At 34.7% G+C, this 11,508-nt stretch carries 12 protein-coding genes; 11 read left to right on the top strand and 1 reads right to left on the bottom strand.

Translation table 11 applies throughout. The features are described from left to right. Positions 1-5: 5 nt before the first annotated feature. Complete coding sequence (locus tag GS03_RS03495; protein WP_136151184.1) at positions 6-1,877, bottom strand: Nramp family divalent metal transporter; 1,872 nt, start codon at positions 1,875-1,877, stop codon at positions 6-8. Between the two features lie 77 nt (positions 1,878-1,954). On the opposite strand from GS03_RS03495, the gene GS03_RS03490 reads away from it, so the two are divergent. The 11 genes from GS03_RS03490 to GS03_RS03440 all read left to right on the top strand — a co-directional run bounded on the left by GS03_RS03490 (position 1,955) and on the right by GS03_RS03440 (position 11,506). Further along, positions 1,955-2,698 carry a transporter gene (locus GS03_RS03490; protein ID WP_136151183.1) on the top strand — a complete coding sequence of 248 codons (744 nt, stop codon included), beginning with the start codon at positions 1,955-1,957 and terminating at the stop codon, positions 2,696-2,698. Then, positions 2,699-3,844 (top strand): lycopene cyclase family protein, encoded by a 1,146-nt coding sequence (locus GS03_RS03485; RefSeq protein ID WP_136151182.1) that lies wholly within the window; start codon positions 2,699-2,701, stop codon positions 3,842-3,844. A gap of 240 nt (positions 3,845-4,084) precedes the next feature. Further along, complete coding sequence (hisG, locus tag GS03_RS03480; protein WP_136151181.1) at positions 4,085-4,942, top strand: ATP phosphoribosyltransferase; 858 nt, start codon at positions 4,085-4,087, stop codon at positions 4,940-4,942. Between the two features lie 15 nt (positions 4,943-4,957). Continuing rightward, a complete protein-coding gene (gene hisD / locus GS03_RS03475; protein WP_136151180.1) occupies positions 4,958-6,247 on the top strand; it encodes a histidinol dehydrogenase in 1,290 nt (429 codons plus the stop codon). Beyond that, a complete protein-coding gene (gene hisC, locus GS03_RS03470; protein WP_136151179.1) occupies positions 6,240-7,253 on the top strand; it encodes a histidinol-phosphate transaminase in 1,014 nt (337 codons plus the stop codon). The genes hisD and hisC overlap by 8 nt, the downstream gene beginning before the upstream one ends. Further along, entirely contained in the window at positions 7,250-8,341 is a 1,092-nt protein-coding gene (gene hisB, locus GS03_RS03465) for a bifunctional histidinol-phosphatase/imidazoleglycerol-phosphate dehydratase HisB (protein WP_136151178.1), read from the top strand. The genes hisC and hisB overlap by 4 nt, the downstream gene beginning before the upstream one ends. Then, a complete protein-coding gene (gene hisH / locus GS03_RS03460) occupies positions 8,338-8,916 on the top strand; it encodes an imidazole glycerol phosphate synthase subunit HisH (protein ID WP_136151177.1) in 579 nt (192 codons plus the stop codon). The genes hisB and hisH overlap by 4 nt, the downstream gene beginning before the upstream one ends. Continuing rightward, complete coding sequence (hisA, locus tag GS03_RS03455; RefSeq protein ID WP_136151176.1) at positions 8,913-9,626, top strand: 1-(5-phosphoribosyl)-5-[(5-phosphoribosylamino)methylideneamino]imidazole-4-carboxamide isomerase; 714 nt, start codon at positions 8,913-8,915, stop codon at positions 9,624-9,626. Before hisH ends, hisA begins: the two co-directional genes overlap by 4 nt. Then, positions 9,620-10,372, top strand: a complete 753-nt coding sequence (gene hisF / locus GS03_RS03450; protein WP_136151175.1) for an imidazole glycerol phosphate synthase subunit HisF — start codon at positions 9,620-9,622, stop codon at positions 10,370-10,372. Before hisA ends, hisF begins: the two co-directional genes overlap by 7 nt. Next, positions 10,369-10,962, top strand: coding sequence for a bifunctional phosphoribosyl-AMP cyclohydrolase/phosphoribosyl-ATP diphosphatase HisIE (gene hisIE / locus GS03_RS03445; protein ID WP_136151174.1), 594 nt, complete (start codon positions 10,369-10,371; stop codon positions 10,960-10,962). Before hisF ends, hisIE begins: the two co-directional genes overlap by 4 nt. Before the next feature lie 133 nt (positions 10,963-11,095). Continuing rightward, the gene (locus GS03_RS03440) at positions 11,096-11,506 is read left to right on the top strand and encodes a BrxA/BrxB family bacilliredoxin (RefSeq protein WP_136151173.1); all 411 of its coding nucleotides are present in this window, start codon (positions 11,096-11,098) and stop codon (positions 11,504-11,506) included. Positions 11,507-11,508: the final 2 nt, after the last annotated feature.

Here is an 11,508-nt window from a genome sequence, read left to right as displayed (position 1 = left end):
AAAAATTAATTTTTTACAATAAACAAAGGTATGCTAATCTTATGTCGGACGTTGTCAACGGTTGTGCCAAATATCAAATCTTTGAAACCGGTGTGCCCATGAGTTCCCATAATCAACAAATCATAATTGCCTTCGTTAATGATTTTCGGAATGACTTTTCCTGGCTTACCAAACCCTAATTTGATTTCTATTTGAAATCCTTTTTCTTCTAAAAGCCTTTTATAATCCAATAATAATTTTTCGTCTATTGTTGTCTCGAGATCGCTGGTATTATTCCCATAAATCATAGCGCCTACCGTTTCTACAACATGTATCAAGGTGTATTTTGTTTCTTTGTTCCCTATATCGAAAGCATGATTTAATGCCTTTTCATCGGCATCTGAAAAATCAACCGAAATGGCTATGTTTTTCTTTTCATAATTTCGTTCCGGACTAAGTTTTACAATCATGTTGTGAGGCGAATGATTTCCGATTACGTCTTTTGCATCTGTTACAAATGGTTTGAATATAATGTATAAAAGCAAAATCAGGAACCCAAATGCTAACGGAACAACCGTAAGCCATAAAACAATAGGATTTTCAGAAGTTTCGAGCCAGCCCTGAATTTCGTTAAAGACCAATTTGGCATTCAATGAAACAATTACAATGGCTACAATCCATGAGGCAATTTGTGTAATTGTACTTATTTGAAATCCTTTCATTTTGGTTTTATCGCTCACAAAATGAATCAATGGAATGATGGCAAAACCCAATTGTAAACTCAAAATCACCTGACTTAAAATCAGCATTTTTCCGGTTACGCTTTCGCCAAAAATTGAAATGACAATTACAGCCGGAACAATAGCAATTAATCGGGTAATGATGCGTCGAACCCAAGGTTGAATTCGTAAATTTAAATACCCTTCCATGATAATTTGACCCGCCAATGTTCCCGTAATTGTGGAGCTTTGTCCCGCTGCAATTAGTGCTACGGCAAATAAAATTGGCGCCCATTGTGTTCCCAACATAGGTTCTAAAAGTCGATGCGCATCTTGAATTTCGGCAATTTCAAATAATCCGTTTTTGTAAAAAGTAGCCGCTGCTAAAATTAAAATTGCTGCATTTACAAAAAATGCCAGATTTAATGCAATGGTAGAATCTATAAAATTATACTTCAATGCTTGCTTGATTCCAGCTTTGCTTCGGTCAAATTTTCGGGTTTGCACTAAGGACGAATGCAAGTATAAATTGTGCGGCATTACAGTTGCTCCAATGATTCCAATGGCAATATAAAGTGCTTCTTCGCTTGGCATACTTGGAATTAATCCTTTAAGAACGCTTCCTACTTCGGGCTGTGCAAAAATCATTTCAAAAACAAATGAAAACCCGATAATAGCTACCAATGCGATGATAAAAGCTTCCATTTTTCGAATGCCTTTATTAATTAGAAACAGCAACAAAAAAGTGTCTAAAACTGTAATGAGTACACCTTCAAGTAGCGGAATTCCAAATAATAAATTTAGTCCAATTGCCATTCCGAGTACTTCGGCCAAATCACATGCCGCAATAGCAATTTCGGCAAGAAAATATAAAATATAATTTATGAATTTTGAATAGGTTTCTCGTGATGCCTGCGCCAAATCACGTTGTGTAACAATTCCTAAACGTGCGCTCAAACTTTGTAGGAGCAACGCCATGATATTACTCATCAATAAAACCCAAAGTAAGGCATACCCAAACTGACTTCCACCGGCAATATCGGTTGCCCAGTTTCCCGGATCCATATAACCAACGCTGATTAAATAGGCCGGACCAAAAAATGCCAGTATTTTTCTAAAAACAGTAGTTTTATTTTGGGTCGAAACCGACTCATTTACTTCCTCTAAAGATTTGCTCATTTTATAAACTTTTGCACAAATATAAAAATAAATTTGGTTAAGGTAAATATTTTTTTAGTTTTGTCTAAAAATTAATCATGAAGAAGATAATCCTCTTACTTAGCATTCTAGGTTGCTTTACAATTCAAGCGCAAACTACTGAACCCATACAATGTGACAGACCGGATCAAACCGAAACTCCGGCTATTGTTCCCAAAGGAATGTTCCAAGTTGAGACAGGTTTCACTTTTCAAAAGAATGATGAAATAAGTAAAAGCAATAGTTTGCCTGCCGTTTTATGGAAGTATGGTGTAAATGAAAATTTTGAATTGCGATTGATTACCGAATTTGTTTCTGAAAAAATAAATGATGAAAAAAGTTCTGGTTTCACTCCGATTTTGATTGGTTTTAAAGTCAGGCTTTGCGAAGAAAAAGGGATAATCCCAAAGACTTCTTTCATTGGACATATTGGTTTGCCAAATGCCGCTTCATCAAAATACAAAAACGATTTTGTGGCTCCTGAATTCAGATTTACGATGCAGCATACGCTTTCAGAAAAGCTTTCTTTGAGTTATAATTTAGGTTGTGAATGGGATGGATTGACACCGGAAACCTCTTTTATTTATACCCTGACAACTGGATATTCTATAAACAAAAAGCTAGGCTGTTATGCTGAATTGTTTGGCTTTGCACCGGAAAAAGACAAAGCAAATCACAATTTTGATGGTGGATTTACCTATTTGATAAACAACAATTTTATGGTAGATTTGTCTTCAGGAATTGGCATTACAGACAATGCGCCAGAGCATTATATTGCGTTTGGTTTTTCGTTCCGAATATAAATGAAACACTACCATTACATTTTTACGGGTTCCGGTTTATCGGCTTTAATGACCGTATATGAAATGGTGCTTTCAGGCAAATTTGAAGATAAAACGATTTTGCTGATTGATGAAAATTCCAAAAAATCTAATGATAGAACCTGGTGCTTTTGGGATGAAAACAACTTGTTTGAAGAAGTCGTTTCTAAAAAATGGAAGGCTGCGATTTTTGCTGACAAGAACTTCAAAAGAGAATTAAATCTAAAGCCTTATCAATACAAAATGGTAAAGGGTTTGGATTTTTACAAGTTGGTTTTCGACACAATTTCCAAACAAGAAAACATTCATTTTGTCAATCAAAAAGTAATCGATTTTCAGGAATTGGGAAATCATTGTGTGGTAAAAACAGCTGCCGAAAGTTATACCTGTAACAAAGTTTTCAATTCTATTTTCAATCCTGAAATTGTAAAAAATCAAACCAAATATCCTTTTCTGCACCAACACTTTATTGGTTGGTTTATCAAAAGTAACCAAGCGGTTTTCAATCCGGATTGCGCTACCTTTATGGATTTTTCAGTTGAACAAAAAGGCAATACACGATTTATGTATGTGCTTCCGACATTGGAAACCGAAGCTTTAATAGAATACACTTTGTTCTCTAAAGATTTACTTTCGGCAGCCGAATACGAGACCGAAATCCAGAATTACATTGAAAAATTAGGAATCACCGAATACAAAATAATCGAAAAAGAGCAGGGAAACATTCCGATGACTTCATATAAATTCTGGAAACACAATTCGAAAAACATCATCAATATAGGCTCTGCCGGAGGTTGGACAAAAGCAAGTACAGGCTTTACTTTTAAAAATGCTACGAAGAAATCAAAAGCTTTGGTACAATTACTATTGACCGAAACTGACTTCACAAAATTCCACAAAAAAGATAAATTCTGGTTCTATGATTTGCTTTTTTTGGATGTATTGAATAAAAGAAATGATTTGGGTTCCGAAGTTTTTTCAGCACTTTTCAAAAAAGGAAATCCAACTTTAATCTTCAAATTCCTTGATGAAGAAACTTCTTTTTTGGAAGATCTACAAGTGATTTGGAAATGCCCCAAAAGGCTCTTTATCAAAGCATTATTCGGCAGATTATTCCAAATAAATTAAAGTCCGAAAATATTAAATTTTAAAAAAGATTGTATTAATTCAAAATTTATCGTTAGGTTTGTTTTATCAAAATTAAAAAATGAATACGATTATCTCACAATTACATCATCATCATTCTTGCAAACAGGCGAGTTAATGATGTATTGTATATACTTATAATTAAAAACCGTCTGAGTGTACTTAGACGGTTTTTTGTTTTTCAGCCCTCCGCAGTACATTCAGATTTTATCCAAATCAAAAATGAATACTTTAAAAATTGCGGTTCAAAAAAGTGGCCGATTAAGTGAAAAATCACTACAACTTCTTGAAGAATGTGGCATCAAAATTTCTAACGGTGAACGAAAACTAAAAGCCGTTGCGCAAAATTTTCCTGTTGAAATTCTATTCTTACGTGACGATGATATTCCGCAATATGTAGAACAAGGCGTTGCAGATATTGGAATTCTTGGTGAAAATGAAGTCTGGGAAAAAGATAAACAAGTTACTATTATTCAACAATTGGGTTTTGCTGGTTGCCGAATGTCATTGGCAATTCCAAAAGACGAAATCTATACCGATTTAAATTATTTTGAAGGAAAGCGAATTGCTACAAGTTATCCTAAAATTCTAACGAGTTTTTTTACTGAAAAGAACATCACTGTTTTTCTAGAAGAGATTAGCGGAAGCGTTGAAATTGCCACAAGCATTGGTCTTGCCGATGCCGTTTTTGATATCGTTAGTACCGGAAGCACACTTTTAATGAACGGATTGAAAGAAGTAGCAACCGTTAACAAAAGTGAAGCCGTATTGATTTCAAATCCAAATTTGACGGAAGAAAACCAAGCTATTTTAAACAAATTATTATTTCGAATACAATCGGTTAGAGATGGAAAACAAAACAAATATATTTTGTTGAACGCTCCAAATTCAGCTATTGAATGCATTTGTTCTTTGTTGCCCGGAATGAAATCACCAACCATTTTACCCTTAGTAAATAAAGAGTGGAGCAGTTTACATTCCGTCATCAAAGAAGACGATTATTGGGAAATTATAGAGCAACTCAAAAATCTTGGTGCCGAAGGAATTTTAATTATTCCGATAGAAAAAATGATTCGATAATTCCATTTAAATAATATGAAAACATACATAAACCCAAACTCAGAAGAATGGTCAGAATTGGCCAAACGCAAAACAGTTCCTACGGCCGATTTAAACGAAACCGTGAAAGTAATTTTTAATGATATTCAAAAGAATGGTGATAAATCAGTTTCAAAATACACTTCAATTTTTGATGGCGTAACTATTGCTGATTTTAAAGTTTCAAATGAAGAAATTCAAAATGCAAACAAATTAGTTTCTGAAGATTTAAAAAATGCCATTCAAACTGCTGCTGATAATATTACCAAATTCCACTATTCTCAAAAAGAAATTCCAACCAAAATTGAAACAACAGCTGGTGTTTTTTGTTGGAGAGAAAATCGTGCGATTGACACAATTGGAATTTATATTCCAGGCGGAACGGCACCCCTTTTTTCAACCGTTTTAATGTTAGCAATTCCGGCTAAAATTGCAGGTTGCAAGAATATTATTTTGTGTTCTCCGCCAGATAAAAACGGACAAATAAATCCAGCGATTTTATCCGCTGCGAAATTGACTGGAGTTACAGAAATTTTCAAAATTGGTGGTATTCAAGCCATTGCAGCTTTAACTTTTGGAACCGAAACGATCCCAAAAGTTTCTAAAATATTCGGCCCCGGAAATCAATACGTAACGGCTGCAAAACAATACGCACAACAACTCGGAATTGCTATTGACTTGCCTGCTGGACCAAGTGAATTGTTAGTTATTGCAGATGCAACTTGTGATGCTGATTTTGTGGCTTCCGATTTACTTTCTCAAGCGGAACACGGTGAAGATAGTCAGGTAATTTTGGTTACTAATTCGGAAGAAATTGTTTCAAAAGTTGTATTGGCGATTGAAACTCAAAAAACTGTTTTGCCAAGAAAATCAACGGTAGAAAAAGCATTGCAAAACAGCCGGGCTTTAGTCTTTAAAGACATTCAAACTGCCATTGAATTTAGTAATTTTTATGCTCCGGAACATTTGATTTTAGCAATTAAAGATGCTGAAAATAAAATTGATTTAATACAAAATGCAGGTTCCGTTTTTATTGGAAATTACAGTTGTGAAAGTGCCGGAGATTATGCCAGCGGAACGAATCATACACTTCCAACAAACGGTTATGCAAAGAGTTATAGTGGCGTTTCGTTAGACAGTTTTGTAAAGAAAATTACGTTTCAAAAACTGACTTCGCAAGGCATTCAAAATCTTGGGCCAGCGATAGAAATTATGGCTGCAGCCGAACAATTAGATGCTCACAAAAATGCCGTTTCCATCCGATTAAAAAAATTACAAAATGGATAATATCACTAATTTAATTCGAAAAAATATTCTCTCGCTCAAACCTTATTCAAGCGCACGAGATGAGTATAAAAGCAATCAAGGTATCTTTTTAGATGCCAATGAAAATCCGTTTGGCGATTTGAATCGTTATCCCGATCCATACCAATGGCGATTGAAACAAATGTTGAGCAATCAAAAGAAAATAGCTGTTGAAAACATCTTAATCGGAAACGGAAGTGACGAAATTATCGATTTGGTGCAACGTGTTTTTTGTGAACCAAAAGAAGATAAAATAATCATTTGCCCACCAACGTATGGCATGTACGAAGTGTATGCGAATATCAATAATTTGGAAATAATTTCAATTCCATTAACCAAAGATTTTCAACTGAATTCAGAAGCTATTTTAGCTCAAAATGCCAAAATTTTATACTTGTGTTCGCCAAATAATCCGACAGGAAATTCATTAGAAAATCTAGAATATATTATCAAAAACTTCAATGGAATTGTGTTTTTAGACGAAGCCTATATCGACTTTAGCGAACAACTTTCATTGGTTTCAAAAATCAATAACTATCCAAATTTAATTGTATCGCAAACGTTTAGTAAAGCTCGAGGTTTGGCAGCAGTTCGTGTCGGAATTGCCTATGCAAATGAAACTATAATTTCAGTAATGAATAAAGTAAAACCGCCATACAACGTGAGCGAATTGAATCAACAAGCGGCAATACAATCACTTGCAGATGAAAGTAATTTCAAAGCCATTATTCAATTGATACAATCAGAACGTGAATTGCTAAAAGAATCACTTTTGACATTAGATTTTGTATTGAAAATTTATCCATCAGAAGCCAATTTTTTATTGGTTGAAATGGAAAATGCAACAGCCATTTACAACAGTTTAATCGAACAACAAATCATCACCAGAAACCGAAGTTCTGTGGTTGAAAACACGATTCGAATTACCATTGGAACACCAAGTGAAAATCAAAAATTAGTGTCCGCACTACAATTAGTTACATCATGAAAAAAGTATTATTTATAGACCGCGACGGAACCTTAATCATCGAGCCTCCAATCGATTTTCAAGTCGATAGTTTAGAAAAATTAGAGTTTTATCCGCAGGTTTTTCAGTATTTATCACGCATCGCAAAAGAACTCGATTATGAATTGGTGATGGTTACCAATCAAGACGGAATGGGAACTGATTCTTTTCCGGAAAATACCTTTTGGCCTGCTCAAAACAAAATGATGAAAGCTTTTGAAAACGAAGGAATTTTATTTTCAGATGTGATTATTGATGTGTCATTTCCGGAGCAAAATTTGCCAACCAGAAAGCCCGGAACGGCTTTGCTGCAACAATATATAAAAGGCAATTACGATTTAAAAAATTCTTTCGTCATTGGTGATAGAATCACGGATATCCAATTGGCAGAAAATTTAGGAAGTCAAGCGATTTTTATTTCGAATGCAGCCAATGAACGCGCAATTTTATCAACCACATCATGGGAAACTATCTATCAGTTTTTGAAAGAACAGCCAAGAGTTTCCGAACTTACCCGAACCACAAAAGAAACCGAAATTTCAGTTCAGATTAATTTGGATGGAAACGGAAAAAGCAACATTAATACAGGGTTAGGTTTTTTTGATCACATGTTAGACCAAATTGCAAAACACGGAAATATCGATTTAAACATTAACGTCAAAGGTGATTTGTATGTCGATGAACATCACACGATTGAAGATGTTGGTATTGCTTTAGGTGAAGTTTTTTCGCATGCATTAGGTTCAAAAAAAGGAATTAATCGTTATGGTTTTTTATTACCAATGGATGATTGTTTATCACAAGTGGCATTAGATTTTGGAGGTCGCTCCTGGTTAGTTTGGGAAGCTAAATTTAGCAGAGAAAAAATTGGTGAAATGCCAACTGAAATGTTCTCCCACTTTTTTAAATCGTTTTGTGATGGTGCCAAATGCAATTTAAATATTAAATCGGAAGGCGAAAACGAGCACCACAAAATAGAATCCATATTTAAAGCTTTTGCAAAAGCAATAAAAATGGCAGTTCAAAAAGACGGAACTAATAACATCCCAAGCACCAAAGGAATTCTATGATAGCCATTGTAAAATATAACGCAGGCAACATCACTTCGGTGAAAAATGCTATTGAAAGATTGGGTTATTCGTGCCTTGTAACAGATGATGAAAATCTTTTGAAACAAGCAGAAAAAGTAATTTTTCCTGGTGTTGGCGAAGCAAGTTCGGCTATGGTTTATCTAAAAGAAAAAGGTTTGGATAAAGTCATAAAAAATCTAACACAACCTGTTTTAGGAATTTGTCTTGGACAACAATTGCTTTGTCAATTTTCGCAAGAAGGTGAGACAAAATGCTTGGGGATTTTTGATACGATTGTAAAGAAATTCGACCCAAAATTAAAAGTGCCGCACATGGGTTGGAATACAATTTCTAATATAGAATCAGAATTGTTCAACGGAATTTCATCCGAAGATGATTTCTATTTTGTGCACAGTTATTATGCCGAAATCTGTAAAGAAACTACAGCCATTTGTGATTACATCGTTCCATTTAGCGCTTCCATGCAAAAGAATAATTTTTACGCCACACAATTTCATCCCGAAAAATCCTCGGATGTTGGCGAACAACTTTTACTAAACTTTTTGAAATTATGAGAATCATTCCAGCCATAGACATCATCAACGGAAAATGTGTCCGATTGACCAAAGGCGATTATGCTACGCAAAAAATTTATAACGAAAACCCATTGGAAGTTGCTAAATATTTTGAAGATAACGGTATCAAATATTTGCATTTAGTCGATTTGGATGGAGCAAAATCACACCAAATTATCAACCATAAAGTATTGTATCAAATTGCAACCAAAACCAATTTGAAAATCGATTTTGGCGGCGGATTAAAGCAAAGGAAAGATCTTGAAATCGCATTTGAAAACGGCGCAAATCAAATTACCGGCGGAAGCATTGCAGCAAATAATCCGACAGAATTTTTACAATGGTTGAAAGAATTTGGAAGCGAAAAAATCATTTTAGGTGCTGATTGTCTGAATCTAAAAATTGCAACTCAAGGTTGGTTGGAAACTTCTGAACGTGATGTAGTTGATTATATTTCTGACTATGTTTTTAAAGGAATTTCAACCGTTATCTGTACTGATATTGATAAAGACGGCATGTTGCAGGGAACCTCTAACGAATTGTATCAAAATATTTTAGAGAAAACAAAAGTGAATTTGATTGCAAGTGGTGGCGTTACTACAATTTCCGATTTAGAACTTTTGAAAGCCATTGGGTGTGAAGGCGCAATCATCGGAAAAGCACTATATGAAGGCACGATTAAAATCGAAAATCTACGTGAATTATGTTAAAGAAAAGAATCATTCCGTGTTTGGATATTAAAAACGGTCGGGTAGTAAAAGGTGTTCAGTTTTTAGAACTTAAAGATGCAGGAAATCCGGTTGAATTAGCTTCCTATTATTCTAAAAATGGAGCAGACGAATTGGTGTTTTTAGACATTAGTGCGACTTTGGAAAAACGAAAGACCTTAGCCGAAATGGTGACACAATTGTCTAAAGAAATCAATATTCCGTTTACCGTTGGCGGCGGCATTCAATCCGTTGAAGATGCAAGATTGTTGTTGCAATCGGGTGCAGATAAAGTGAGTCTTAATTCGGCTGCCGTTTTAAATCCGGGTTTGATTACCCAGATTTCAGATGCTTTTGGAAGCCAAAGTTTAGTAGTTGCCATTGACATCAAAAAAACCACAAATGATTGGTATGTTTTCATCAAAGGCGGAACCGAATCTACTGGAATTTTAGCTGTCGATTGGTCAAAAAAAGTAGCGCAATTAGGGGCGGGAGAAATTTTGTTAACTTCTATGAACAATGATGGTTCTAAAACCGGATTTGCATTAGAAATCACAAACTCGATTAGTAAAGCTATTTCCATTCCTGTAATTGCTTCCGGTGGCGCAGGAAACACTAATCATTTTGTAGAATTATTTACCAAAACCGAAGTCAGCGCAGGATTAGCAGCCAGTATTTTTCATTTTAATGAAGTGCCTATATCCGAATTAAAAAATATTTTAAAAACACAACAAATTCCCATCAGATGAATTTAGATTTTTCAAAAAATAATGGATTAATTCCAGTAATTATTCAAAATAGCGAAACGCAACAAGTGTTAATGTTAGGCTATATGAACGAAGAAGCCTTCCAAAAAACACAAAAAGAAAACATAGTGACTTTTTTCAGTCGAAGCAAAAATCGATTGTGGACCAAAGGCGAAACTTCGGGTAATTTTCTAAAAGTAGTTTCTATAAAAGAAGATTGCGACAATGATTCTTTACTTATTCAAGTCATTCCAAACGGTCCAACATGTCACAGTGGAACCACTTCTTGTTTTGCAAATGAAGCTTCTCTTTCTTTTCTAAAACAATTGGAAAACGTAATTGAAGAACGGATTTCAAACCCAAAAACGGATTCCTATGTGGCGTCACTTTGTCAAAAAGGCATTAATAAAGTGGCTCAAAAAGTTGGTGAAGAAGCTGTAGAATTGGTGATAGAAGCCAAGGATAATAATTCCGAGTTGTTTCTAAATGAAGCCGCTGATTTACTATTTCATTATTTGGTTTTGCTAAAAGTAAAAGGTTTTGGATTAGTAAATGTGGAAACCATTTTAAAAGACAGAATTAAGGATAAATAAAATAGGTTTTAAGACTATCAGACAATAACAAATCTTTATCATTTCTTTAAAATTTAAAAAGTAAAATCTCGTTATCTTTGCAGTAGATTTTTTCAAATCTAAAATTAAATAGTTAAAATTAAAATCTAAAAATATGTATCCAGAAGAAATGGTAAACCCAATGCGCGCTGAATTAACTGCCGCAGGTTTTCAAGATTTATATAGTGCTGAAGCAGTAGAAAATGCCTTAAAAGAAGAAGGAACAACATTGGTTGTTGTTAATTCTGTTTGTGGATGTGCTGCCAGAAATGCCCGTCCGGGAGCAAAAATGAGTTTAGATGGCACCAAAAAACCAGACCATTTGGTAACGGTTTTTGCAGGTGTTGACAAAGAAGCTGTTGATGCAGCACGTCAGCATATGTTTCCTTTTCCTCCATCATCACCAAGCATGGCTTTGTTCAAAAATGGTGAATTAGTACACATGTTAGAACGTCACCATATTGAAGGTCGTCCTGCAGAAATGATTGCTGAGAACCTGAGAGACGCTTACGCGGAATTCTGTTAATC

The organism is Flavobacterium sangjuense, from assembly GCF_004797125.1.
In the GTDB taxonomy this organism is placed as follows: domain Bacteria; phylum Bacteroidota; class Bacteroidia; order Flavobacteriales; family Flavobacteriaceae; genus Flavobacterium; species Flavobacterium sangjuense.
This window is presented reverse-complemented; position numbering and strand designations above follow the sequence as displayed.

Coding starts and splice junctions, on each gene's coding strand:
- GS03_RS03495 (WP_136151184.1), bottom strand. CDS start 1,877: ATGAGCAAATCTTTAGAGGAAGTAAATGAGTCGGTTTCGACCCAAAAT.
- GS03_RS03490 (WP_136151183.1), top strand. CDS start 1,955: ATGAAGAAGATAATCCTCTTACTTAGCATTCTAGGTTGCTTTACAATT.
- GS03_RS03485 (WP_136151182.1), top strand. CDS start 2,699: ATGAAACACTACCATTACATTTTTACGGGTTCCGGTTTATCGGCTTTA.
- hisG (WP_136151181.1), top strand. CDS start 4,085: ATGAATACTTTAAAAATTGCGGTTCAAAAAAGTGGCCGATTAAGTGAA.
- hisD (WP_136151180.1), top strand. CDS start 4,958: ATGAAAACATACATAAACCCAAACTCAGAAGAATGGTCAGAATTGGCC.
- hisC (WP_136151179.1), top strand. CDS start 6,240: ATGGATAATATCACTAATTTAATTCGAAAAAATATTCTCTCGCTCAAA.
- hisB (WP_136151178.1), top strand. CDS start 7,250: ATGAAAAAAGTATTATTTATAGACCGCGACGGAACCTTAATCATCGAG.
- hisH (WP_136151177.1), top strand. CDS start 8,338: ATGATAGCCATTGTAAAATATAACGCAGGCAACATCACTTCGGTGAAA.
- hisA (WP_136151176.1), top strand. CDS start 8,913: ATGAGAATCATTCCAGCCATAGACATCATCAACGGAAAATGTGTCCGA.
- hisF (WP_136151175.1), top strand. CDS start 9,620: ATGTTAAAGAAAAGAATCATTCCGTGTTTGGATATTAAAAACGGTCGG.
- hisIE (WP_136151174.1), top strand. CDS start 10,369: ATGAATTTAGATTTTTCAAAAAATAATGGATTAATTCCAGTAATTATT.
- GS03_RS03440 (WP_136151173.1), top strand. CDS start 11,096: ATGTATCCAGAAGAAATGGTAAACCCAATGCGCGCTGAATTAACTGCC.